General features: G+C 74.2%; 21 protein-coding genes and 1 pseudogene. 18 read left to right on the top strand and 4 right to left on the bottom strand.

The genetic code is table 11. The features are described 5' to 3' along the window. Positions 1-55 precede the first annotated feature (55 nt). The 9 genes and pseudogenes from ABTZ17_RS11655 (at position 56) to ABTZ17_RS11695 (ending at position 8,999) form a co-directional block, all read left to right on the top strand. Complete coding sequence (locus ABTZ17_RS11655) at positions 56-838, top strand: class I SAM-dependent DNA methyltransferase (protein WP_352195380.1); 783 nt, start codon at positions 56-58, stop codon at positions 836-838. Between the two features lie 119 nt (positions 839-957). After that, a complete protein-coding gene (locus ABTZ17_RS11660) occupies positions 958-2,415 on the top strand; it encodes a hypothetical protein (RefSeq protein WP_352195381.1) in 1,458 nt (485 codons plus the stop codon). A gap of 75 nt (positions 2,416-2,490) precedes the next feature. Then, positions 2,491-2,982, top strand: coding sequence for a trypco2 family protein (locus ABTZ17_RS11665; RefSeq protein ID WP_352195382.1), 492 nt, complete (start codon positions 2,491-2,493; stop codon positions 2,980-2,982). A 10-nt stretch (positions 2,983-2,992) separates the two neighbouring features. Next, complete coding sequence (locus ABTZ17_RS11670; protein ID WP_352195383.1) at positions 2,993-6,865, top strand: NACHT domain-containing protein; 3,873 nt, start codon at positions 2,993-2,995, stop codon at positions 6,863-6,865. A gap of 159 nt (positions 6,866-7,024) precedes the next feature. Then, entirely contained in the window at positions 7,025-7,414 is a 390-nt protein-coding gene (locus ABTZ17_RS11675) for a thioredoxin family protein (protein ID WP_352195384.1), read from the top strand. Between the two features lie 80 nt (positions 7,415-7,494). Then, complete coding sequence (locus tag ABTZ17_RS11680) at positions 7,495-7,905, top strand: hypothetical protein (protein WP_352195385.1); 411 nt, start codon at positions 7,495-7,497, stop codon at positions 7,903-7,905. A 154-nt stretch (positions 7,906-8,059) separates the two neighbouring features. Beyond that, on the top strand, positions 8,060-8,560 hold the full coding sequence (locus ABTZ17_RS11685) for an RHS repeat-associated core domain-containing protein (protein ID WP_352195386.1): 501 nt from the start codon (positions 8,060-8,062) through the stop codon (positions 8,558-8,560). A 110-nt stretch (positions 8,561-8,670) separates the two neighbouring features. Beyond that, the gene (locus ABTZ17_RS11690) at positions 8,671-8,907 is read left to right on the top strand and encodes a hypothetical protein (protein ID WP_352195387.1); all 237 of its coding nucleotides are present in this window, start codon (positions 8,671-8,673) and stop codon (positions 8,905-8,907) included. 13 nt (positions 8,908-8,920) lie between these two features. Beyond that, positions 8,921-8,999: pseudogene (locus ABTZ17_RS11695) on the top strand. A gap of 103 nt (positions 9,000-9,102) precedes the next feature. On the opposite strand, the gene ABTZ17_RS11700 reads toward ABTZ17_RS11695, so the two are convergent. Then, the gene (locus ABTZ17_RS11700; RefSeq protein WP_352195412.1) at positions 9,103-9,594 is read right to left on the bottom strand and encodes a nucleotidyltransferase domain-containing protein; all 492 of its coding nucleotides are present in this window, start codon (positions 9,592-9,594) and stop codon (positions 9,103-9,105) included. A 65-nt stretch (positions 9,595-9,659) separates the two neighbouring features. Then, on the bottom strand, positions 9,660-10,322 hold the full coding sequence (locus tag ABTZ17_RS11705) for a pyridoxamine 5'-phosphate oxidase family protein (protein ID WP_352195388.1): 663 nt from the start codon (positions 10,320-10,322) through the stop codon (positions 9,660-9,662). A 152-nt stretch (positions 10,323-10,474) separates the two neighbouring features. Here ABTZ17_RS11705 and ABTZ17_RS11710 point away from each other — a divergent pair, with 152 nt between their 5' ends. After that, positions 10,475-11,101, top strand: coding sequence for a DUF6000 family protein (locus tag ABTZ17_RS11710; RefSeq protein WP_352195389.1), 627 nt, complete (start codon positions 10,475-10,477; stop codon positions 11,099-11,101). 221 nt (positions 11,102-11,322) lie between these two features. Next, positions 11,323-13,251 (top strand): protein-arginine deiminase domain-containing protein, encoded by a 1,929-nt coding sequence (locus ABTZ17_RS11715; RefSeq protein WP_502994645.1) that lies wholly within the window; start codon positions 11,323-11,325, stop codon positions 13,249-13,251. A 96-nt stretch (positions 13,252-13,347) separates the two neighbouring features. Here ABTZ17_RS11715 and ABTZ17_RS11720 read toward each other — a convergent pair whose 3' ends face one another. Beyond that, the gene (locus ABTZ17_RS11720) at positions 13,348-13,980 is read right to left on the bottom strand and encodes a TetR/AcrR family transcriptional regulator (RefSeq protein WP_352195390.1); all 633 of its coding nucleotides are present in this window, start codon (positions 13,978-13,980) and stop codon (positions 13,348-13,350) included. 469 nt (positions 13,981-14,449) lie between these two features. Here ABTZ17_RS11720 and ABTZ17_RS11725 point away from each other — a divergent pair, with 469 nt between their 5' ends. The 4 genes from ABTZ17_RS11725 (at position 14,450) to ABTZ17_RS11740 (ending at position 17,151) form a co-directional block, all read left to right on the top strand. After that, positions 14,450-14,776 carry a hypothetical protein gene (locus ABTZ17_RS11725; protein ID WP_352195391.1) on the top strand — a complete coding sequence of 109 codons (327 nt, stop codon included), beginning with the start codon at positions 14,450-14,452 and terminating at the stop codon, positions 14,774-14,776. A 52-nt stretch (positions 14,777-14,828) separates the two neighbouring features. Next, the gene (locus ABTZ17_RS11730; protein ID WP_352195392.1) at positions 14,829-16,097 is read left to right on the top strand and encodes a barstar family protein; all 1,269 of its coding nucleotides are present in this window, start codon (positions 14,829-14,831) and stop codon (positions 16,095-16,097) included. Positions 16,098-16,167: 70 nt separating this feature from the next. Further along, the gene (locus tag ABTZ17_RS11735; RefSeq protein WP_352195393.1) at positions 16,168-16,752 is read left to right on the top strand and encodes a hypothetical protein; all 585 of its coding nucleotides are present in this window, start codon (positions 16,168-16,170) and stop codon (positions 16,750-16,752) included. Positions 16,753-16,881: 129 nt separating this feature from the next. Beyond that, positions 16,882-17,151 (top strand): hypothetical protein, encoded by a 270-nt coding sequence (locus ABTZ17_RS11740; RefSeq protein ID WP_352195394.1) that lies wholly within the window; start codon positions 16,882-16,884, stop codon positions 17,149-17,151. 64 nt (positions 17,152-17,215) lie between these two features. Here ABTZ17_RS11740 and ABTZ17_RS11745 read toward each other — a convergent pair whose 3' ends face one another. Beyond that, positions 17,216-18,133 (bottom strand): hypothetical protein, encoded by a 918-nt coding sequence (locus ABTZ17_RS11745; protein ID WP_352195395.1) that lies wholly within the window; start codon positions 18,131-18,133, stop codon positions 17,216-17,218. Positions 18,134-18,467: 334 nt separating this feature from the next. Here ABTZ17_RS11745 and ABTZ17_RS11750 point away from each other — a divergent pair, with 334 nt between their 5' ends. The 3 genes from ABTZ17_RS11750 (at position 18,468) to ABTZ17_RS11760 (ending at position 24,666) form a co-directional block, all read left to right on the top strand. Then, a complete protein-coding gene (locus ABTZ17_RS11750) occupies positions 18,468-19,442 on the top strand; it encodes a hypothetical protein (RefSeq protein WP_352195396.1) in 975 nt (324 codons plus the stop codon). Between the two features lie 319 nt (positions 19,443-19,761). Further along, complete coding sequence (locus ABTZ17_RS11755; RefSeq protein ID WP_502994646.1) at positions 19,762-21,639, top strand: HSP90 family protein; 1,878 nt, start codon at positions 19,762-19,764, stop codon at positions 21,637-21,639. Continuing rightward, the gene (locus tag ABTZ17_RS11760; protein WP_352195398.1) at positions 21,640-24,666 is read left to right on the top strand and encodes a hypothetical protein; all 3,027 of its coding nucleotides are present in this window, start codon (positions 21,640-21,642) and stop codon (positions 24,664-24,666) included. It abuts the gene before it with no gap. The last annotated feature ends 87 nt before the right edge of the window (positions 24,667-24,753 follow it).

Genomic DNA, 24,753 nt, shown 5'->3' on the forward strand with positions numbered 1-24,753 from the left:
CGGCGCCCGAAACTCCGTCGACAGCGCGCGGCCGTGCCCGGCAGAGTGGTCGCCCGTGACGAGCAGTGAACTGTGGACCCGTGCGACCGCCGACCGCTACGACGCCGAGGAGGTCGAGGCGTCCTCACCCGAAGTCCTCGAACCGACCCTCGACTTCCTCGCCGAACTCGCCGGAGACGGCAGGGCGCTGGAGTTCGCCATCGGCACCGGACGGGTCGGCGTCCCGCTCCGGAAGCGCGGGGTGCCGGTGGTGGGCATCGAACTGTCCGAGCACATGGTGGCGGTGCTGCGGCGCAAGGCCGACGGGGACGAACTCCCGGTGGTGGTCGGGGACATGGCGACCACAGTCGTGCCGGGCGGGTTCAGCCTGGTCTACCTCGTCTACAACACCATCACGAACCTCCTCACCCAGGACGAGCAGGTCGAGTGCTTCCGCAACGCGGCCCGGCACCTGGAGCCCGGCGGCCGTTTCGTCATCGAGCTGGGCGTTCCACCGCTGCGGTTCCTGCCGCCCGGTCAGATCGCGGTGCCGTTCGACGTCTCCGAACGCCACCTCGGCTTCGACACCTTCGACCTCGTGGAACAGATCCTCGTCTCGCACCACTTCACCCGCGACGAGCCCGAGCCCGGGTCCGGAGGCGGAGTGGGCGACGGTGGCGGCGACGGGGTCCGCTACCGCCGGGAGAACTCCCGCCACCGGTACGCCTGGCCGGCCGAGCTCGATCTGATGGCCCGGATCGCGGGGTTGGAGCCGGAGCGTCGCGTCGCGGACTGGGACGGCGCTCCGTTCACCCAGGACTCCACGAAGCACGTCTCCGTGTGGCGCAAGCCGGCTTGAGCCCGCCCGCCCTCGCCCGCCTCCGCCCGAAGCGCTCCGGACGCGGGCGGCGTCGGACGTGATCCATTCGTGATCATGGAATCCACAACTCCGCCCGCCCCTCGTGGATCCAACCGGGCATGAAGACGATCCACCTGCTCACCGCGGCCGTCACGACGGCGGCCGCGCTGGGCCTCGCCACCCCCCACGCCCAGGCCGGACCCGGCCCCACCGCAGCCGCGCCCCGCGAACTCCGCCTGACCGCCGCCTCCGACGTGGTCCTCCCGATCCACGACGGAACGGCGACCCCCGAGCGGAAGTCCTTCTCCGTCAACCTCCGAGCCAAAGTGAAGGGCGACGGGTCCCGCCTCCACTACCGGGTCTCCTTCGACCTCTCCGCCCTCAAGGGCAAGGTCGACGCGAAGGTCTGGTACGGAGGCGACCGGTGCTCGCGCACCGGGGACGTCGCCGTCTGCGAGGCGGACACCGTCCTCGACGACTCCACCACGGTCGCCATCGTCAAACTGACCCCGGCCAAGGGCGTGGCGTCCGGGTTCACCGGCGCCATCGGGATCAGCGGCGAGGTCGCGGGCGCCACCGTGAAGCCGTGGAGCACCAAGGTGCAGTTGGGCGGCCCGGACCTCGTGATGCGCCCGGGGAGCAGGGAGCACTCCCTCACGGTCAAGCCCGGGAAGTCCTTCGACCTGCCGGTGGCCTTCTCCAACAAGGGCACGGAACCGGCCCGGGGGCTCCTGGTCCACCTCCTGGCGAGCGAGGGCCTGGACCTTCGCTTCGGGACGTACCGCAACTGCCTGTACGGCACCCACAAGGGCGGCGCCGAGGCCGTCCTCTGCGAGTTCCCCGGCTCCTTCGCCCCGGGCGCGGCCGCACGCCTCGCCGCCGTCCCCACCGTCAAGGCCGGCGCCGAAGGCTTCTCCGAGTCGGCCCACTACGGCGTGTACGAGGACACCCCCGAGACCCGCCGGGCCGCGCTGGGCAAGACCACCTGGGCCCGGGGCACCGGCACGACCCTGAAGATCGAGCCGGTGCCCGCCGTCCCCACCGTCCCGGCCGGCTCCCCGCCCGCCGGACCCGCCCCCTTCGCCCTCGACCTGTACGGGTACGACAACGCGCGGACCCAGTACGTCAAGGTGGACAACCGGCGCACCTACACGGCGGTCGGCGCCACCCTCAAGGGCCGTCCCGGGGAGACCGTCGCCGCCTCCCTCGGCTTCGACTTCAAGGGTCCGGGCCGCACCGGCACCACCGACGAGTCGCAGCTGGTCACCCGTGTGACCCTGCCCGCCGGCGTCAGCGTCGTCCGGCACTCCCCGGACTGCGAGCCCGTCGAGGACCGCACCGCGGACACGACCTGGTACCGGTGCGTGAAGCCGCCGCAGTCCTTCAAGGCGGGCGCCGAGATCCGCTACCCGTTCAAGCTGAGGATCGACCGGATCGTCGCCGGCGCCAAGGGCCAGAGCCGGCTCTACCACGAGTTCCCCACGGCCGATCCGGACGACCCGAACGCCGGCCCCCAGGTCCCGGCGGGCGACGACCCGGCCGACAACCGCGCGAAGATCACGGTGGTCAAGCGCTGACCCGGGCCGGAACCCGACGACGTATTCTTCGCGGCTCCCCGGGTCGACACGGGACCCGCGGGGCATAGTCCCCCCATGGCAGGGGGAGCGCACGACGAAGGCACGTACGGGGTCGGGCTCGCGGAGGCGGTGGCGGCACTGCGCCACGAGTTGCTCGCGGCACTCGCCGAGGGGGGCGGCTCGCGGGTCCGGTTCCGCGCCGCCTCGGTCCAGGTCGAGTTCGCCGTCCAGGTCCAGCGCACCCGGTCGGTCGCGGGAGGCGTCAAATTCTGGGTGGCCTCCGGGGACGCCTCCCGCGCCGACTCCGGCTCGATCACGCACCGCGTGCTGCTCGAACTCGAACCGATGGACGTGCCGGCGGACACCGGGGCCGAGACCGGGGCCACGGCGGGGGAGGCGGGCACGGGGGTCGCCCCGGATTCCCGACCGGAATCCCTTCCGGAGGACGGAGCGGAAGCCGGAGCGGAGTCCGGAGCGGAGTCCGGAGCGGAGTCGCGTGGCGGAATCCGTCCCTATGGTCGGGGTGACCTGCTGATCGGCGACCCGTCGGACCTCCGACCGCTGTGAGGTCTGCGCGGTGACCGGTCCGGACCCCCGCCGGGTGGTGCAGCTGTGGACGGACCCGCGCGCCCCCGGCGACCGGGGCATGACCGGATCCGGCTATCTCATCGGTGGACGCGGCATTCTGACAGCGCGTCATGTCATCGAACCCGCCCTGGGAGCCGCGTCGCCCGCCGCACCCGCCGCACCGACCTCACCGATCGGACCCGCCGTACCGACCGGACCCGCCACGGCCGTCCCACCCGCCGCACCCGCTTCCCCCCTCCCACCCGCCGTCCCCGGGTCCGGCGGCGGCCGGGCGCCGGGCACCATCACCTTCCGGCCCCTCGACGCGCCCGCCGCACGCCTCGGGTGGCACCGGGCCCGGCTCGTCTGGGAGAGCGCGGACCTCGACCTCGCCCTCCTCGAAGCCGGGATCGACGCGCTGCCCGACGCGGTGCCCGAGGCGGTCTGGGGCCGGCTCCACGGATCGGACTTCGTCACCTGCACGGCCGTCGGCTTCCCGGGACGCGAGTTCGACCGGGCCCGCAACCTCCGGGACTCGGACCAACTCGACGGCAGGATCGGGCCCATGGCCCGGTTCCGCAGCGGACTCCTCGCGGTCGACGTGCACGGCGCGGGACGCGGTGACCACGCCGCCTGGGCCGGCTTCTCCGGCGCGGCCGTCTTCGCCTCCGACCGGCTCGTCGGCGTCCTCACCGGCCTGTCCCCGCACGAGGGGTACGGCAACGGCAGGCTGGTCGCCGTCCCCGTCACCACCTGCTGGTCAGCGCCCGGCTTCACCGCCGCCGCCGGACTCCTCGGCCTCAGGGGCACCACGGCGCTCGGTCCGGCCCTGACCGGGGCCGCCCGAGCGGGCGGCCCCACCACCCCCGACACACCTCCCGGAGGCGGGACCCCCACCGGCCGGAGCCGGGAACCCGACCCGTACCGGACCGACCTCCTCGCGACGGTCGAGGAGCGCTGGCTGAGCGGCCCGCTCACCGGACTGCTGCACGGCCCCGTCCGGCTCGACGTCCACTGCACGGCCCGACCCGACCTCGTACCGGAACCCCTCGCGGAGGACGACGGTTGGCCGCGCGAACGACTCCCCGACCCGCCCCCGCTCACCGTGGAACAGGTCTTCGCCGAGCACGTCCTGCGCCCCGCCAGGAAGCGCCTCCTCATCGTCGGCGCGCCCGGCTCCGGAAAGACCACCCTGCTGCTGCGACTCGCCCGCCGGCTGCACGACCTCGCCCTGTACGGGGACCACGAACCGGTGCCCGTGCCCCTGCTGTTGCAGACCTGGCGCGGCAACCGGCAGTCCTTCGCACGCTGGGCGGTCGGCGCCATGGACAACGACTACGGGCCGCTGCCCCCCGAACTCCTGGCCGGCTGGTTGCGCTCGGGTGCCGTGCACCTCCTCCTCGACGGCTTCGACGAGTTGGCGCCCAAGGACCGGGTCCGGTGCCGGTCCGCGCTCGCCGAGTTCTTCGCCGATCCGGCCCACATCCGGGCCCGGTTGATCCTGACCAGCAGGGAGGCCGAGTACCGCGACGGCCGTCCGTTGCCGTTCCGGTCGGCCGTCGGCGTGCGGCCCCTGAGCCCCGACACCGTCCTGGACCGGTTGGCGGATGCGCCGGGTGACTACCGGGCCCTGCGCGAGGCCGTCGCCACCGACGACACCCTCGCCGAGCTGCTGGCGACGCCGCTCATGCTCGGCATCGCCGCCGCCACCCTCGGCGGAACCCCCGACGCCGACCCCGGTGCCGTCGTCGATCCCGCAGCCGACCCGGACCCCGACGCCGATCCCCATGCCGGTCCTGGTGCCGTCGCCGATCCGGCCTCGGGCACCGCCCCGGGCGATCCGCCTCCCGCCGCCGCCCCCGGGACCACGCACGCGGCGCCCCTACCCCCCGGCAGTCCGGAGGACCGCCGCAACCACCTCTACCGGCACTACCTGGAACGCCTGGTGCGCCGCCCGCGCTCCGGCAAGGCCGGGATCTCCAGCAGCTCCGCTGAGCGGGCCCTCCCCGCCGTGCGCCGCCTGGTCCTGCTGGCACGCGTGATGCGCTCCCGCGACGAGACCGTGTTCTTCCCCGACTGGATCACCCCGGACTGGAGCAGCGCCGGCTACGAGGCCCGCCCGGCGCGCGGCCCGAGCACCCGCACGGCGGCCGCCATGCTCATCGCGCCGGCCCTGTTCGCCCTCGTGGCCCTGCCGCTCTTCGCCGGCGCCGCCCTGCTCACCGGCCGCCCTCCGCTCTACCTGGCGCAGCTCACGACCGCGGGCACCGTGGCCTTCGCCCTCGGCCGCGGATTCCAGGAGGAGCGGGACCGCCTGGCCTCCCGTTGGTCCTGGGCGTGGGCCGACGCCGGCCGGGGCGCCCTCCAAGGGCTGGGCGTGATGCTGGGGGTGTGCCTGCTGTGCGGGGTCACCCTCGGCACCGTCACGGACACCGGGCTCGTCCTCTACGCCATCGCCTGGATCGGCGCGGGGACGCTCGGCATCACGTTCGTCGCCCTGGCCCCCGGCGCGTCCACCTCCCCGGGCGTGCCCCGCCTCGTGCCCATGGTCCTCCTGGGGGCCACGGTGGGCGTCCTCACCGGAGGCGTCGACTCCCCCTGGGGGGACGCCTACTCCTGGGAGGGCATCCTCGCCGGCCGCAACGAACCAGGCGTCCTGGAATCGGTCGGCCACTTCTTCTCCGGACTGCCCGCCACGTTCTTCGACGGCGCGAACGTCGGACTCGTCGGCGGGGTCCTCGGCGCGGTCGCCGGCGGCTGGGCCGGAGGCGTCGCCTTCGGCTTCGCGTACGGGCTCATGGGAGCGGTGCCCGGTGGCCTCGTGATGTGCCTCGCGCTCGCCCTCGTCAAAGGCGCCTCGGCCGCCGGCGACGCCCCCGGCGCGCCCTCCCAGGCCCTGCGCGCCTCGGGACGCGTCGCCGGTGGCCAGTGCGCGGCCTTCCTCGCCGTCGCCCTCGCCGCCGTCGGGACCACCGCACGGGCCGACGGACCGTGGCGGGACCTCGCCGCCCTGTTCCTCGTCACGCTCCTCCTGCTGATCGGGAGCGGCCCCGCCGGGACGTGGCTCGGATACTGGTCCGCCCGCTGGGAGCTGGCCGCCCGCCGGGTCCTGCCGTGGCGCCTGTCCCGTTTCCTCACCGACTCCTCGGAACGCGCCCTGCTCAGCCGCTCCGGCGGCGGCTTCCGGTTCGTCCACGTCACCTTCCGGGACTACGTGGCGGGCCTCGGCGAACACGACGTGTCCGCGGCCGGGCTGCTCGGCGAGCGGGCCGCCCCGGCCTGGCCCGAGGACCGGGACGAGACCGCCGCCCTCCCCACCGGTACGGCCATCGGCACCGGCACCGGGAGCGCGCACCGCACCACGATCCGGCGATGGTGGGGGTCCTCCCGCGCCGCTCCCGTGGCCCGTCGATCCGCTCGCGCCACGCGCCGCGCCCTGGCGAGGCTGCTGCCCGCCCTGGGCGGCGGGTACGCCCTCGCCATGGCGTACGAGCTCGTCATCGGCTCCGACCCCCACGACGACTTCGCCTCCTGGCGGGTGCTCTTCGTGTGCGTGCCCGTGGCCGGGGCCTTCGAGCTGCTGCTGCGGTTCGGACCGCGGCGCGTGGTGCGCCTGATCACCGCCGTCGGCGCCGGCGCGCCCGCCGCGACCGGCCGCGCGACCCGCTTCCTCCGGGACTTCCTCGTACGCCACCCCCAGCTCCGCCCCGTGCTGCTCTGGACCGTCGCCGGCACCTACGCGGGCTACTTCCTGAGCCGGGCCGTGGCCGCCCTCCCCGGCACCTCCGCCACCGTCGACATCACCGTGGGGTGGACCCTCACCGCCGTCACCGGCACCGCGACGCTCGTGTACACGCTGTTCCGGTACGGCATCATCCGCTGACCCGCCGCGCGGACCTCGGGGACATGGGTCTCGTGGTCTGCCCCGTCGGTGCGGTCGGCACGGTCATCGGCCCTCGCGCGGGGTAGGGCTGTCGGGGAGGCCGGTCGTCGTACGGGCACGGCCCGCGGCGAAAGGCGCAGCGAGGGTGAAGGGGGCGGCATGCACACGGTCGACACGAAGTCCGAGCTCGACGGGTTCCTGGCGGAGCACCGGGACCGACTTGTCGTGGTCTTCTTCGGAGAGCCCGGTGCCCGGAAGTGCCAACGGATCGGGCCGAGGCTGATGCGGGTGGCCGAGGCGCCGGAGTTCTCGGACGTCGCGTTCGTCCGCGTGAACGTGGTCCTCAGCGAGGAGCTCGCCGCCGCCTGCGGGGTCAGCGCGGCCCCGACCTTTCCACAAGGACGGGGCCACGATCGACCAGTTCACGGGGGCGGACGAGGACCGGCTGAGGGACCTGCTGCGCACCCACGGCTGAGCCGCGCACGGCCCGCGCGCCCGCGAGGGGCCCGTGCGCCCCGCCGGCTCCCCACCGCGGCCCGCCCGCCGTAGATCCCTCCAGCTCGCGGGCCGAACCCCGAGCGAGAGCTGGAGGATCGCCCCCTGCCCCGCCTGCCGCCGCCGTGGTTACGATGCCCCTGTCGGCCCGGGCCCCTCCCCGCCCGAGCCGGGAAACACACGGCCACCACCGCACGTCACCGCACGCCGCCTCCACCGGCCGGGACCTGCACACCCGGGTCCGTGTCCTGGCCGCCCGGGCCGACCGGACCCTCGGGTCCTGTCATATCGGCCGGCTCACCGCCCCGCCGGAACCGGCACCGATCCCGGGCCGGCCCCCGACCCCGGGTCGGGGGCCGACCTCGGGCCAGGGCCCGTACGCGCGCACGAGCCGTCCGGACACGCTCATCGGCCCGGACAACGCCCTGCCCCTGCGACGCGTCCTGGACGACGGCCGTCCCGCCCACTGGATCCTCCGGATCCGGCTCGTGGACGAGTACCGGGGCCACGCCGCCGTCCACACCGGACTCCTCGACCTCGTCTGAGGAGCGCCCCGCACCCGACGGCCGCGGACCACGGCACGACGAGGCGATCCTCGCCGCGGGTGACGTCCGCTCAGGGTCGCCCCCGGATCCACCCGACCGTTCCGGAGCCCTTTGCAGTGCAAGCGACACGGGTCGCTTCCTCTCGGCCGACCCCGTGTACGGCGGCAACGCGAACGCCTACGAGTACGTCAACGGTGACCCGATCAACCGTTACGACCTCGACGGCAAGTGGGGCTGGTTCAAGAAGAAGTGGAACAGCTTCAAGAAGAGTTCGGTGGGCCGCCACATCCGGAGGCACCGCAGGTTCTACGGCTGGGCGGCCGCTGCGGGCATCGGTGTCCTCGGCGCCGCGTGCATCGCGGCGACCGCGGGCATCTGCGCCGGCGCCGGCGGCCTGATCATCGGCGCGGCGATCGGCGCAGGTGGCGGCATGGCCAACTACCGGATCGGTACGGCACGCCGCACCCGCGGCGGCTACGCCCGCAGCGGCGCCTACGGCGCGGCCGCGGCCTTCTTCCCCGGCTCGTGGGCGCGGATGCGTCAGGTCGGCACCCCGCAGAGCGCACGCCGGTGGATGGACAGCTTCCGCCGTGAGAAGAGCTACGGCCAGCGTCGCGCCAAGGTGAACCAGCACTGGGGCTTCGCCACCCGCTGATTCGCTGACCCTCCATGATGAAACCCTGGTGGGGTCCCGGCAGTACGCGGGACCCCACCAGGGGCGCATGTCCGGTACCAACCGCAACGCAAGAAAGGTGAAGTGCGCACATGGCCGAAGAGCAGGGCCCCACCACTCCGTCGAAACCCCTCGGCATGATCCTTGCCGCTGACCGGTTCATGACCTCTTCCCGGGGCATCCTCCTCATGTCCTTCCTGGTCATCGCCTCGGGCTTCGCCTTCCCTCCCAAGAGCCTGATCATCAGTGGCGTCATCATGGCCTTCTGGATCGCCATCGGCCTGACCGGCAAGCGTCACGAGAAGCGTCGCGCCGAGGAATCGCGCTAGAGTTCCCCTCGGGGCGGGGTCGTAGCACAGCGGGCAGTGCGCCGCGAGATCATCCCGGAGGTCGTCGGTTCGATTCCGACCGCCCCGCCCCACCCTTCTCCCCGCCCCACCCTTCTCATCGCACCAGCCCTCTCCCCGCGTCGCGCGCGGTTCTTCGCACGGCAGGTCTGCCTCGGAACCGCGTCGGAACCCGGGTCAGAAGTGCGTCGCCAGGCCGAAGGCACGGCGCAGGAGGGCCATGTCGTGGCGGTCGCGTTCCGTGGGCTCGTAGCCCTGGTGGAAGTGGATCTGCTGGGCGGCGGACAGGCACGGGACCGGTGTCCCGCCGACGGTGCCCGACACGAAGGCGGCGGACGGGTAGACGAAGGGGTGCGCGGGGTCCGGCGACGCCTGCACCGCCGAGCCGTCCCCGGCGAACACCAACGGGTGGAGGTCGAGCTCGCGACCGTCCGGCGCCGCGAGTACGAAGCGGACGGGCCGTTGGTCCAGCGTCTCGACGAAGCCGGCCCCGCGCAGGGCCGCCAGCACGGCCCCTTCCTGCTCCTGCCGGTGCATCAGGTCCAGGTCTCGGTGGTCCCGCGTCTGCTCACCGACCAGGCAGTCGATCCCCCAGCCGCCGCCGACCCAGACGTCCGTCCCCGCGCCCCGGAGCAGGTCGAGCACGGACAACACGTCCTCAGCCGTCATCATGCCAGGCAGGCTAGGGGCGCCGGCCCGCGACCGCGACCGATTTCCCCTCTGCCCTCTGCCGGTCAGTTCTGGCGGAAGCGGTGGATCGAGGGGTCGTACGCGGGTGCGGGGAAGCGGTCGCCCGTGAGGGTGTCCGGGACGGGCGTCCCGGGCGTGGTGGTCAGGGGGATCCAGCCCGCCCACGACTCGACACCGTCGTCCTTCGGCTCGTCGCGGGCGAACCCGGCGCGGACCTTCATCGAGAACTCCTCGATGGGCATGGTCAGGCAGGCCGTGTACTCCGCCTCCTCCACGCTGGGGCGCCGGGCCGCGTGCGGTCCGGACAGCCGCCCCGGAATGACGCTCTCCACGACCTGCGCGAGCGCGTCCGCGCGCTCCTGGGGATCCTCGATCGCGGTGGCCCGGCCGAAGACCATCGCGGACCGGTAGGCCGCCGAGTGGTGCGAGGAGGCCCGTCCCAGGATGACCCCGTCGATCAGCGTGGCCGTCACGCACAGCGGGGCGCCGGAGGCCGCGGTCCGGATGAAACGCCCGAACGCCGAGCCGTGCAGAAGCAGTTGGTCGCCGACGCGCATGTGGAGGGTCGGGATGACCACCGGTCCCAGATCGGTGGTGAAGCCGACGTGGACGGCCAGGGCCTCGTCGAGGATGGCGTACACGTCCTCCCGGTCGTAGGTGACGCGCTCGGGGTACCGGTTGGCCGTGGTGCGGGGAGTCGGCGACATGGCGACGAAGATAGCTTTCCGCTCGTCCCCGGCGGCGGTGCGGCGGCCCGCGCGTCGCCCGGATGCAGCAGCCCGCGCCGCGTCGGCGCCGTGCGTACCGACCGCGCGTAAACCGCCGGCGATCGGGTCCGTCGCCGGATGAGAATGCGGGCATGCGCTCTCTCGACGACCCCGAACTGATGGATGTGGCCCGAAGGTTCGTCATGCCCGGGCGCAGGTACATGAAGCTGAACGGTGGCGTGCTGCGGCGGAGCGGAACCGACCGCGAGCTGTTCATGAGGGAGCTCGTCCAGGCCGCCCGAGAGATCACTCCGACGGAACTCCACGTGCTCCTCGACGGCGAATGGCGCGCGCGACGGGTCGCCTGCTGGCTGATCGCCGTGGCCGGCAGGACCGAGTTCCGGGGCCGCCTCGGCGAGAGCCTGATGGCGAGCGAGGGTGCCTACCACGGGTCTCCGAGTCTCGCCCTCGCCACCTTCGGCACCGACGCGGACGTCGATCTGCTCTGCGCCTACCTGGACCGGTACCTGCCCCGAACCGACATCATCTGGGACCAGACCGGGGTGCTGAGCACGCTGCTCCACCTCGACGCGGTCCTCGTGACCGAGCGAGCGGCGCTCTACCTCGCGCCCGGCGGGCTGTGGGAGCACTGGACCGCGGGCACGTCGAACACGGTGCGGGATCCGCGCGAGTACCAAGCCACCGTGGCCGGGCTCTGTGCCTTCACCCGCGACTGCGCGGAACTCTTCAACGAAGCCGAAGCCGAAGCCGGCAGCTGAAGCCGAGGCGGATCCCGAGACCGGTAGCTGAAGCCGAGACCGGTAGCCGACCCATACCCCACCGCACCCCTTCGCGTCGTCATGCCACGGGGTGCGGGTCTCTCGTCCGCGGGGGCGAGGGGGTGCGACCGCGGGATGAATCCCGGCGCGCCGGGCAACGGACCCGTGGCGGCCGGGCTCTTTCGGGGACGACGGACCATCCCCCCTGAAAGGAAACCGTGTTGGGTACGAGCAACCATGTGAGGCGCGCCACCGTGGCGGTCGCCGCGATCGGGGCCGTCCTGGTGCCCGTCGCGCCGGTGTCGGCGGCCGCGCCGCCCAAGGTCGACCTCCGGGCGGACGTCGACCGGGACGGACGCGTGGACGTCACCGGGACGACCGACACCGACGGAGAGGACGGCTGGAGCGCCGGGCGGGGCGCGGTCTTCCTGCCCAACATCGACGATGACACCAAGCGGTGCAGGACCATCGGGCCCGGCGGCCGCAAGCTGACGGATACCGAACTCGCCGCGTGCAACGACGCGGCCGACGAGGTGGTGAACGGGGCCGCGGACGCCGCCGACCTGGCACGGGTGCGCTCCGTGCCCCTGTCGGGCGCTTCCGGCTCGGCCCGGGGGTCCGTGAGTCTCGTGGCCGGGGCCCGTCAGGTCCGGGTCTTCGTCAAGCGGGGCGACGCGTGGGCGCCCGTCACGACCCGGACCCGCCTGACCGCGGCCGAGCTGCGCTCCGGTGTGGAGTTCGGTGTCGAGGGCCGGGACGTCATACGCGACACGGCCGTCTGGGACGGCCGCGCGGTGATCCGGTTGACCGTCACCGACCGGGGCCGGAGCGCCTCCGACGAGGTCACCCTGCGGGCCGCGCCGCTGCTCACCCACCATCACCTGCAACGGGCCCAGCAGGTGATGGTGACCACGGTGCCCGGCTCCGACCCCTACGCCCGGCGCCAGCGGGCCTTCGTCAAGGGCCTGGCCGCCGAGGCGAAGGCCGCCGGCATAGACAAGCCCCTGGTGACCTTCGACAAGTACGGCGACATCTGGGCCCAGGACTTCGTCGAGCCCGGCTACGTCAGCATGACCGGCCCCGGCGGACGCCGACAGGTGATCCGGGTGATGCTGCGTTCCGCACAGGCGGACCGCACGGCAGGGCGGGAGCTGTTCGAGAAGCTGCGGGGCAACGGCGTCGGCGTCGTCCAGGTGTCCGGAGTCCGGGACTCGGAGGAGTGGACGCTGAACTCCATGGGGAACCTGGAGACCGTCCCGCCGTACGCGCGGGGCGGCCGCTCCTACCCGGCCGGGCGCATCATCATGGGCGAGCGCAAGGACAACGGCTCCAAGCCGGCGCGGGCGATGCGGACGCTGCTCACGTCCCAAGGCTTCCAGGACCCGCTGCTGCTGGACACGTCCTGGCTGCACGTGGGGCACGTCGACGAGTTCGTCCAGTTCCTCCCGGCGGACACTCCGCGCGGCTGGAAGATCGGCATCGCCGATCCGGAGGCGGGGCTGAAGCTCCTGAGGGACGCGAAGAAGGCGGGGCACGGCGGGACCAGGATGTTCTCGGTGCCGGGGACCGGGGAGACGCCGGCACCCGAGGAGACCATCGCGCAGGCCCTCGCGTCGAAGTGGCTGGTCGCCGACAACCTCCTCGCTGCCGAGCGCGTCAAGGCCAACCTGGCCGTCCTCCAGCGGGAGACCGGCGCCACGGACGCCGAGGTCGTCCGCGTGCCCGCCCTCTACACGCGCGGTACCGAACAGGGCGAGGCGGGTGACCGCGTGCCGCGGCTGTCGCGGCTCGGTGCCGGCGGCGCACCGCTGCCGGAGGCCCTGCGCGAGCACGGACAGCAGAAGCGACTGCCGGCCGGCGCCGATCGCGCGGGCGGCCGCGGCACCGTCATGACCAGCGCGTACGTTCCGGGCGCGGTCAACGGCGTGCTGTTGGGCCGGGACCGCTACCTCGCGCCCCGACAGTGGGGCCCGGTCATCGGTGGCAAGGACGTGTTCACCGAGGCGGTCAGCGCCGCGTACCGGCGCGAGGGCCTGAAGGTGTCGTACATCGACGACTGGTACACGTACCACCTCGGCATGGGCGAGGTGCACTGCGGAACGAACACCCTGCGCGAGGCCACCGACGCCTGGTGGAAGGCGAAGCGGTAGCGGCCGGCGGTACCGGAGCCGAGAGCGGCGACCGGGGCGGCGGGCCGGGAGTGTCCGGCGCGCCGCCCCGGTCCTGTCGTCCGCGCCGATCCCGGGTCAGGTGCGGTGGGGGAGGCGGGTGGTGAGGCCGTCGAGGAGGATGTCGAGGCCGGCCGCGAACTTCCGGTCGCGGAAGGCCGCCGGGTCCCGGAGGAGTTGCCGGTGGGTCTCGGCGGTCCCCGGGCCGGCGGGCAGGGACCGGGCGACGAACTCGGCCTCGGTCAGGCCGGAGCGGGCCACCGTCGTGAGCCAGGCCGATTCGGTGGTGCTCATGCCGACGGCGTACGCGAAGCCCGCGTCGATCGCGCCGGGAACGTCCGCGAGGCCGACGCCGTCGAACAGCCGGGTCAGCCCCGCGGAGAGCGCCGAGAGGTTCGGGCCCTCGTGGGACAGACCGGACCGGCCCAGTTCGGCACAGAGCCAGGGGTGCCGGATCGCCGTGGCGCGGAAGGACCGCGCGCACTCCGAGACGGCCGCCCTCCAGCCGGAGCCGCCGCACCCCACCGCTCCCTCCGGTTCCGGCAGGACGACCTCCCCCAGCACCGCGTCCACGGCCAGTTCCACCAGCTCCTCCCTGTTCGCGACGTGCCGGTAGGCCGAGGTGGCGCCCGCGTTGAGCCGGGCCCCGAGCTTCCGCATCGTCAGCGCTTCCACCCCCTCCGCGTCCAGGACCACGATCGCCTCCCGCACGATCACCTCCCGGGTCAGGTGCGAGGGCGGCCGGTCTGCCCTCGAACGAGTCCACACGGACGGTACGGAACAGGACCCGGTCGCCACGAACAACGCCTCCCACACCCCATGCTGCGCACTATGTACGCGCCGAGGGTACAGTCGTCGCGCACGCGCTCCCATCTGCGGCGACCGTCCGAAGACAAGCCGCTTGCGCACCACGTACACGTCTGCGTACAGTGTGCGCGTCATCGGTGGGGGACAGGTCCGCCCGCGGCGGCCGACCCTCCGCGCGACGCGCGCCGAGCGGCACGCCCGACGCGCAGGCGACACGGGGGGCGAGGCGCGGGCCCGCCCCCGTACCCGTCGTCCGGGCTTCGCCCGACGAGAACGCGCCACGCGGCGCGAACCGCCGTACAACCTTTCCCGCGGTCGCGGGTCATTTCCAAGGGGCGTCGACGCGCCCCGCCTTTCCGGGGGAGGACTTCACTTGTTCCACGCACGAACCGCCACGCGTCACCGGCTGGCCGTCGCCGTGACCACGGTGCTCGCCGTCACGGCGGGCACGGCCCTGACCACGGCCGCGCACGCGGCACCCGCCGCCTTCGGCGTGACCCCGGCCGCCCCCTCCTCCGCTTCCGCTCCCGCCTCCGCCACACAGGACGACGGGGACCGCGACGGCCGCATCGACCTGTACGCGGTCGGAGCGTCGGACTCCAAGTTCTACGCGGGCACCGGCGACCGGGCGGCCCCGTTCAAGCCCGCCGCCGCCGGGTCCCTACTGTCCGGGACGGTGCCGGCCGACACCGTCTTCTAGGTCGGGTTCGCGGGCGGACCGGTCGTCGCGGTCGGGGAAGGGGCAGGTGGGCGTGGAGGCCGAGGACACGGTCTGGACGTGGGAGCGCGAGCTTCCGCTGAGGTACGTCCTGGTCAGCGAGGAATGGGACGGAGAGCTGACGGTCTGGACGCGCTGCGCGGGAGCCGACGGCCTCTTCGTCGACCCGGCGCCCCGCCGGGAACGCCTGATGCTCGTGGACTGCGCGCCCGTCGGCCGTCTCCTCAAGGCCGTCGAAGGATTCCACGCCGGGTCCGGACGGCCCGTTCCCCTCGGGGAACTCGCCGTGATCGTGGACTTCCCCGTGTTCGGGGCCGACCCCGCCTGCGATCCGGGCGGAGCCTACGGTGACGACCACTGGGAACTCCCGGACGCCGTCCTGACCGCCGCCGAGCCCTCCGCCTCGGACCCCGCCCGGTACGACCTGGTCGTCGAGGCGGAGGCCCGCGGGCCCGTCTGGCGTCGGACCGAGCCCGCCGACGCCGAATGGAGCCTGTTCAACGGGGCCGGCGGCGGCGGGCTCGGCGTCTGCCACCGCATCGAGGGCCTCTACAGCGAGCTGCGGCCGCTGGTCACGGCGCCGCCGATGCGGCTGATCGGCTGCGAACCCGGTGAGTACCTGCTCCGCCGGCTGGTGCGCCCGCGGGCCGACGGCGACCGCCTGAGGCTGCTCGCCGTGGACCGGTCCGGTCAGGTGATGCGGAGCTGGAACGACCTGGCGCTCAGCGTGCTCGCGTCCCGCCCGTCCACCGAGGGCGGCACGCTCCTCGACCTGTGGCTCGCGGCCGGCCCCGTCGCGCGACCGCTCCCGGAGACCCGGCCGGTCTGGGAGGCGTGGTACGAGGGCCCGCCCACCGAAACCGGCACGTGGGCCGGGCTGTCGACCGAAGGCAGAAGGGAATGGGGGGCCTTCGCCGCGGCGCGCCACGAAGCGGGGCGGGCCGGCACCGCCGCCACCTCCACCGGCTCCGACGGCCCCTCCGATGACGCCTCCGACGACGTGGCCGCCCCCGTGCGTCATCTCGACGGCCGGCACGTCACCGACGTGCCCGGCCTGCTGTGCGCGCTCGGGGAGGCGGTGGCAGGACCCGGCGGCCACGACCCCCAGTGCTGGGGCGTGCTGCGGGGCTGCCCCTGCGGAGGGGTGGCACCCGCCACCCCCTTCACCCTCGTCTGGCACGAGGCGGCGGTGGCGCGGCGCGCGCTGGCCGAGGTGACCGTGGACACCGCGGGCGAGCGGCCCTACGTCGACGACGTGGTCGACTTCCTCACCGGCCTCGGCATCACCGTCGAATTCCGCTGACCCTTTGCCCCTTGCCCCTTGCCTCTTGCCTCTTTGACCCTTTGACCCTTTGACCCTTCAGGATGTGACCATGACGGACACGGACGACGGGGAACCCAGGTCCGAGAGAGCACCGCTCCCGGGGCCGCCTCTCGTACGCCCCGCGGACGGCGACACCACGGGGGGCGGCACCGCCGGGCCCGTGGTGTTCGTCTGCGCCGCCTGCGGCGCGGCCTTGACGCGGCCGTTGATCGGGCTGCCGGAGGTGCCGGAGGCCCCGTTCCCCGAGTTCGCGGACGACGAGGAACCGGGTCCGTCACCCCCGACGGTGCCCGCGGGCCACTACGCCGTCGAGACGGAGCCCTACGGCGCCCCGCTCGTCGTGTCCGAGGTACCGCGGCGCGCGATGCCGCGCTACGGCACCATCGGCGCGGGCGACGGTCACACCGGGTGTCTGGTGTCGCGGGGGCCGCGGGGCAACATCGTGGTCGACCCGGACGACGCCCGCGGGCTGGAACTGGTGCACGTCTCCTCCGCCTGCTGCGGGGCCACCCCGACCGGCGGGATGAACCAACGCTGCGCCTGCGGCACCTTCGTGGCGACCCTCAGCTCCGACTGCTGGGTGCCGTACGAACTGCACCTCTCCGCCGCCCACGTCCGCCCCGTCCACCTCTGAGGCGCCCACCGGCCCGAGCCGTACCGTCCCCCGGATGGCATGCGCGGACGGGCCGGACGGTGGGCCGTGACCGAGAGTGGACACGGCCCATCCGGGCCGACGGACGAAGCAGCGCGGAGGAGCCGGACCATGGCAGACGAACGCGACGGCGAGCGGACCGAGCGGGCGGCCGAGGAGGGGCGGCCCTCCGGCAGGACCGGGCCGCGGCCCGGCCCGCCCCCGGGCTCGCGGCCGGCCACGCACACGCCGCCCGAGGCGGCCAAGCGCTCCTCCCCGGCCCGCCACCTGCCCCTGCCCGATGCCCAGGAACCCGACTCCGTGATGCCGATCGTGGCGCCCCCCGGAGCGGCCAAGCGCTCGGCGCCCCGCCCGGCGCCGCCCCCGAAGAAGCGCCCGTAGGGTCGCCGGCCCACGGCCCCCGGTCGCCTTCCGGCAGAGCCCGTCAGGGAGCCGGTCGGAGCGGTCAGAACAGGTCGCGGTACTCGTTGAAGGCGTGACCGATCTTGACCGGGGGCTTGAAGGGGGCCGCTGCCTTGCCCGTGCCCTTGTACAGCAGCAGGTTGCCCTTCGGGTCCCGGGCCAGGAGATCGCTGCGCAGGTCGACGTCGACGTCACCGATCCCCACCAGCCGGTCGTACGCGTTCCAGCCCGCGCCGATCCGGACCCGCGGCGCGAACGGCCTGGCCCCGTCGCCGGTCCCCTTGTACAGCCACAGCACACCCTTGGCGTCCCGGGCGACGAGGTCGGCCCGGGCGTCCCCGGTGTAGTCCCCGACCCCGGCGATCTGCGTGTACGCGTTCCAGCCGGCCCCGATCCGGACCCGCGGCGCGGGCGTGCCGTCCGCCTTCAACGGAACCCGCCACAGCACGCCCTGCGCGTCCCGGGCCAGCAGGTCCGCGTGCCGGGCCCCGCGCGCCAGCGCGCCGGGCGAGATCACGACGGAGTACTGCTGCCAGCCGGTGGCGACCTTCTTCAGGACGCCGTGGCGCCACTGGTTGAGCACCCCGTTCGTCATGACGTGGTAGGCGCCGTCCTGGTAGCCCGTCAGGTCGGGATCGACCGACACGACGCGCTTCAGACCCTTCCAGACGTAGGCCCCCGACCGGGTGTCGAGACCGCCGCGCCCGTTGCGCGAGTACACGTACATCTGCCCCGACGCGAGCATCCCGGTCAGGTAGTACAGCGGTGCGGTGGGGGTCGGCTCCGGCTCGGTGGCGGCGACGGCCCCGGTCGCGGCCGCGCGCTGCGTGACCGGCCCCGGTGCGGCAGGCGCGGGAACGGTGGCAGCGACGGCCGTGCCGGCGACCGTCGTCGCGACGGCCAGGGCGGTGGCCACGACTGCGGCCCGGGCGGGGCCGCGGCGGTGCGAGGGATGCTTCACGAAAGACTCCGGCTGGATCGGGTGGAACGTGGTGCTCGGCGGTGCTGGGTGCTGCTCGGTGCTGCTGCGTGGGGATCGGTACGACCCGCGCGCGAGGCGTGCGCCAGGTCGGTCCTCTCCCGTTCCGAAGGTTCGACGGACGAGACCGCGAGGGGGTTGTACGCCGAGATCAATCCGTGATCAAAACGCTCCTGCCTGCGCAAACGACCGATAGAGCGGCCGAGCGGCCGGGTCGGCAAACGACTGTGCGAATGTCGGACGGGCGTGATAGTCACTATCCGCACGGGGAGCGGACAGACGGTCTCCCCGGGTGACATCGGCAAGGGGTGGGGACATGGCGTTGCTCCGTGGCATGGGGCGCACGCTGGGGAGGATGACGGGCCGGCCCGTCGCCTACCTGGACAAGGACGCGGACGATCCGCAGATGCCGCTCGCACGGGCGGCCGCGGCGGCGGGGGACTGGCCGGCGCTGCGCGCGCTGCTGGAGGCGAGTTCCGAGAGCGGCAACCGGACCGCGCTGGTGTGGGCGATCGCCGACACCCAGGGCGTCGAGCAGTGGATCGGCCGCGCGATCGAGGCGGAGCCGGCCTCGGCGATGCCCCGGCTCGTCGGCGGCTTCCGACAGATCACCTGGGGCTGGGAGGCCCGGACGAGCCTGCGGGCCCAGCACGTGTCCCGCGAGCAGTTCCGTACGTTCCACGAGCGGCTGCAGCAGGGCGAGGAGTGGCTGTACGAGGCCGCCGAGCTGGAACCGCGCTGGTCGGCGCCCTGGTACGGGCTCCTCGTCACCGGCCGGGGCCTCCAGGTCGGCCCGGAGATCGCCCGCCGTCGTTTCGAGGCGACGGTGCGCCGGTACCCCCAGCACCTGGGCGCCCACGACCAACGGCTCCAGCAGGTCTGTGAGAAGTGGGGCGGCTCCCACGAGGAGATGCACGCCTTCGCCCGCGAGGCCGTCTTCGGCGCACCGGCCGGGACCATGCTGGGCGGGCTCGTCGCCGAGGCGCACATCGAACAGTGGCTGCACCTCGACGGCGGCGAGGACGACGCGTACATGCGCCTCCCCGAGGTGCGGGAATCGCTGCACGCCGCGGCCGAACACTCCTACCGCCACCCGGAGTTCGTACGGGGTCGCTCCTGGGCCTCCCTGCTGAACGCCTTCGCCATGGCCTTCTCGCTGGCCGGCGACCGCGAAGCGGCACGCGAGTGCTTCGAACTGACCGAGGGCCGGGTCACCGAGTCCCCGTGGAACTACCTGGACAACGACCCCGTCGCCGCCTACCGCAAGCAGCGCTCGGCCGCGGGACGCTGACCCGGCGGCGCCGGTCACGTCGGGCCGCACCGGTTTCGCCAGGTCGCACCGGCCGTTCGTCGGTACGGGCCCTCCCGTGTGCTCCGCCGGGTCCGCGGTCCGTCCAGGGCGCCGTCGGCGTTCCGAAAGACCGCACGCGTGACCGCCCGACCACGGGCCACGTGACCACAGCCGAGCCGAGCCGAGCCGAGCCGCCCCGCCACCCGCGGCCGGGGCCGCCCGGAAGCGCCGGCGGCGCCCGCCGCCCCGCCCGTTCCCACCCGCCCCGCACCCCGTTTCCGCCCGCGCCCGTCCGGCGCGGGCGCCCACCGAAGGACTTCTGCCGGTGACCCGACCTCAGAACACCGAGGCCACGCACACCTTCCAGGTCGACCTGCGCGGCCTGGTCGACCTCCTCTCCCACCACCTCTACTCCAGCCCCCGCGTCTACCTGCGCGAGCTGCTGCAGAACGCCGTCGACGCCATCACCGCCCGCCAGGCCCTCCAGCCGGGCGCCCCCGCCGCCATCACGGTCCGCGCCGGCGACACCCTCACCGTCACGGACACCGGCATCGGCCTGACCGAGGCCGACGTGCACCGGTTCCTCGCCACCATCGGGCACAGCTCCAAGCGGACCGCCGACGGCGCCCTCGACGGGGCCGGACTGGACGCCGCCCGCGGCGACTTCATCGGCCAGTTCGGCATCGGCCTCCTCGCCTGCTTCGTGGTGGCCGACGAGATCACCGTCGTAAGCCGGTCCGCGGCCGATCCGACGGCGCCCGCCGTCGAGTGGCGCGGGCACTCCGACGGCCGCTACAGCCTCCGTGCCCTGCCCGCCTCGGCCGTGCCGGAACCCGGCACCACCGTCCGCCTCACCCCGCGCGCCGACAACGCGGAGTGGACGGGCCCCGACCGGGTCACGGCCCTGGCCCGCCACTACGGCGGACTCCTCCGGTACCCCGTCACCGTCGTCGGCCCGCGCGGCGACAGCGAGCTCGTCACGGCCGCACCGCCCTGGGAGACGACGCACCGCACCCCGCTGGCCCGCCGCGAAGCGCTCACCGCCTACTGCCGCGACCTCTTCGACTTCACACCGCTCGGCACCATCGAACTGGACCTGCCCGCCGCCGGGCTGCGCGGCGTCGCCTACGTCCTCCCGACAGCCGTCAGCCCCTCGCAGCGCGCCGGCCACCGCGTGCACCTCAAGGGCATGCTGCTCACCGACAAGGCGCCCGAACTCCTCCCGGACTGGGCGTTCTTCGTGCGCTGCGTGGTGGACACCACCAGCCTCCGCCCGACCGCCTCCCGCGAGGCCCTCTACGAGGACGGCACGCTGGCCGCCGTCCGCGACGCCCTCGGCGACCGCGTCCGCGACTGGCTGACCGGGCTGGCGGCCAGCGACCCCGCGCTGCTGCACCGGTTCGTCGGCATCCACCACCTCGCGGTCAAGGCGCTGGCCCGCTACGACGACGAACTGCTGCGGATCTTGCTGCCGTGGCTGCCGTTCGAGACCACCGACGGCAACGTCACCCTGGAGGAGTTCGTCCGGACCCACCGGACGGTACTCGTCACCCGCAGCGTCGAGGAGTTCCGCCAGGTCGCGCCCATCGCCTCCGCCGCCGGGCTCGGCGTCGTCAACGGCGGCTACACCTACGACCGCGACCTCGTGCACCGCCTGCCCGAGGTCCGCCCCGGCACCACCGTCACCGACCTGGACCCGGCCACCGTCACCGCGCACCTCGACACCGTGGACCCGACCGCCGAACTCCGCGCGGCCGCGTTCCTCGCCGTCGCCCGCGAGACCATCGGCGCCCACGACTGCGACGTGGTCCTGCGCGACTTCCAGCCCGTCACCGCCCCCGCGCTGCTGCTGGACAACCGGGAGGCCCGCCACGAGCGGACCCGCGCCGACCTCGCCTCCGACGGCGACGGCCTCTGGGCCGACATCCTCGGCTCGCTGCGCCAGGACACCGCCCCGGCCCGCCTCGTCCTGAACCACCTCAACCCGCTGGTCCGCCAGGCCCTCACCATCACCGAGCGGGGCCTCGCGGTGACCACCGCCGAAGCCCTGTACGGACAGGCCCTGCTGCTCAGCCGCCGCCCGCTGCGCGCGAGCGAGAGCGCCCTGCTCAACCGGGCCTTCATGGGCCTGCTCACCCACGCCATGCACCACCCGGGCGCGGCCGGCCCCGGCTCCGAGCCCCGGAAGGAACTGTAGATGCTGGACACACCCGAGGCCGTCTTCGAGGCGCTCCGCGAGAACAACGACCGGCCGCACGGCCTGCCCCGCACCGTCACCGCCGAGGAACTCGTCGAGGCGGCCGGGCCGTTCGAACAGCCGGACGTCCTCGTCACCGCCCTGCTGGAACTCATGACGGCGTACGAGTTCACCGGCGAGCACCGCAAGGCACCGGTCGTCTTCGCCCGGCTCCTGAAGCTGTGGGACGAGAAGCCCGACGCCTTCAGCGAATGGGAGGCCCACCAGGTCTTCTGGCGCTTCAAGTGGGTCACCACCTCGCTGCTCCAGGTCCCGGAAGTGCCCCTGGCCACCATCGGCGGCTGGATCGACCGGATGGCCGACCGCTACCGCTCGGCCGGCCACGCCCTCCAGCCCGTCGCCGCCATGCGCCACCACGTCGCCGCGCACACCGGAACCAGCGGCGACGACACCTACGACCTGTGGGCCACCCGCCCGCGCACCGACCTCAGCGACTGCGAGGCGTGCGAGGTCCGACAGCTCGCCTGGCACCACGTGACCGCCGGCGACGACGCCACGGCCCTCGACACCTGGCGGACGGTCCTGGACGGCGACTCGACGTGCAGCGAGGAACCGCAGATGAGCCAGGCCCGCGCCCTGCTTCCCCTGCTGCGGAGCGGCCGCGCCGACGAGGCCCGCTCCCACCACCTGACCGGCTACCGGCGGGTCCGCGGGAACACCGGCATGCTCCACGAGGCCGGCCTGCACCTGGAATTCTGCGCCCTGTCGCGCAACGAGGGCCGCGGCCTGGAGATCCTCGCGGAGAACCGACCGCTGTTCGAGGCGACCGGCGCCCCGCTGGACAAGCTGGGCTTCCTCACCGGCACCGAGCTGCTGCTCGCCCGGATCGTGGCCGACGGGCACGCGGACGCCGCCGTCGCCGGCCCGCTCGGACGGAGCTGGACCGCCGGCGAACTCCTCGACCACGTACGGGCCGAGGCCGAACCCCTGGCCGCCGCCTTCGACGCCCGCAACGGCACCACCGCCGTCGGTGACCGCCGCCGGGCGCGACTGGCCCAGCCGCCCCTGCTCGCCGAACCGCTGCCGCTCGGCCTGCACAGCGCGGCCGTGCCGGGCGGTCCCGCGCGGACCGCCCCGACCGCCGCGGTCCCGTCGCCGGCCGCCGTGAACCTCCCCGAGGACTTCGCGGAACTGGTGCGCGAGGCACGGCGGTCGACCGAGGCCCGGCACCCCGCCGACACCCGACTGTGGCAGCGGATCGCCGCGCGACTGGCGGACGGTACCGGCGCCCCCGAGGACGCGCCCGGCCCCGCCGACCTGCTCCGCGCCGAACTCGCCGAGCAGAGCGCCTTCCTGCTGGCCCGGGACGACCGGCCGGCCGAGGGCGTCGCCGAACTGGAGCGGGCGGCCGAACTGCACGACGAGCTCGACCGGCCCTGGGACGCCCTCTCCGCGCGCACCCGCGCCTTCGCCTGGACCACCACGGGCTTCCGGGACGGGGACGACGACACGGACACCGACCTCGCGGCCGCCGGCCGGGGCGTGCCCGACGCGGCGGAGGTCCGGGCCGTGGTCGAGAAGACCCTGAAGCTGGCCCGGCGCCTCCTCGACGAGGCCCCGATCGAGAAGGGCGCCACCGCCGAGGAGGCCCTGGAGACGGGCGCCGAGACGGCGGCCGACCGCGCGGCCGCCTACCTCGGCGTCCTGCACTCCTGCGCCTTCGCCGCCTTCCACGTCGCCCTCCGGGAGGCCCCCGAGGAGGAACAGGGCGCCCTGGAAGGGTGGTTCGAGGAGGTCAACGGACTGCTGAAGTCCGAGGCGGAACGCCTGTCCCTCCCCCAACACGTCGCCAACGCACGACAGTTCGCCTCCGACATGGCCGGCCGACGCGGCGACGTGGTCCTGGCGGAGAGCGAACTCCGCGCGGCGATCGCGGACACCCTCGCCGCCGACATGCCCTGGCGCGCCGGCCGGCCGCGCGCCCGACTGGCACAGCTCCTCCTCGCGAAGGACGAACCGGCGGAAGCCGCGGAACAACTGCACCAGGCGATCGCGGACGCCGTCCGCCACGACGACGCCGAATTCCCGCTCGCGTCCGCCTACGGCATGCTGGGCCACGCCTGCGCACACCTGGGCGACACGAACGGCGCGGTACGCCACCTCGCGGAGGCCGCGGCCCGGCTCGACCGGGAGGACTCCTTCGCCGAGGCCACCGACCTGCGGTTGCAGCTCGCCGACGTCCTGGGCCGCGCCGACCGGCAGGCCGACGCGGTCGCCGTCCTGGAGTCCGTCCTGTCCGCCGGGGACGCCGGCGCGCCGGAGCACGAACGGATCGTGGCCCAGGTCCGCCTGACCCTGGCCCGAGGGCTCCGCGCCCTGGACGAACACCTCCCGGCGGCCGAGGAGTTCCTGCGCCTCGCCGAGGTGGTGGCCACCTGGCCCGAGGACCGCGAGATCCACACCCTGGTGGCCGCGGAGGCCGCCGTCGCCCTGGCCGAAGCGGGCCACCGGGACGCCGCCGACACCGCGTACCGTCGGGCCGTGGCCGCGCACGCCGAAGGCCCGAACCCGTCCCCCGTGGCCCGCATGATGTGCGAGTTCGCGCGGGTGGCGATGGCCACCGACGGCGCCGAGGGGATCGACGCGGCCCTCGCCCACCTCGACCGCTGCGAGGCGCTGATCGCCGCCGTCACGGACGAGGAGTCCCTCGTCCGCTGGCACGAACGGGGCGCGGTGGCCTACCGGCGCGCCCGGGTCCTGTCCCAGGCGGAGCGCTTCCCGGAAGCCCTGACCGCCGCCGAGGCCGCCATCGCCGCCCACACCGAGGGGGGCGAGGACGGCGAGGTGCCGCGCGCGGAGGCCCTGCGCATCGCCGCCCTCGTCGAGGGCAACGGCCTGGGCCGCTACGACGCGGCCATGGCCCGCCTGGCGGCGGGCGCGGACCGCTGCCGCGCGATCGGCCTCACCGGGGCCGCGGACATCCTCGACGCCCTCCGCGAGGACTTCCGCACCAACCGCCCGTCCTGACGGCGCGCGACCCGGCCGGCGGCCTGTCCGCCCCCGCCGGGCGTGGGCCCGTCCACCACCGCCGGCCGTCCGGCCCCTCCCACGGGG

The sequence above is a fragment of the Streptomyces sp. NPDC097619 genome, from assembly GCF_040302735.1.
Classification (GTDB): Bacteria; Actinomycetota; Actinomycetes; order Streptomycetales; family Streptomycetaceae; genus Streptomyces.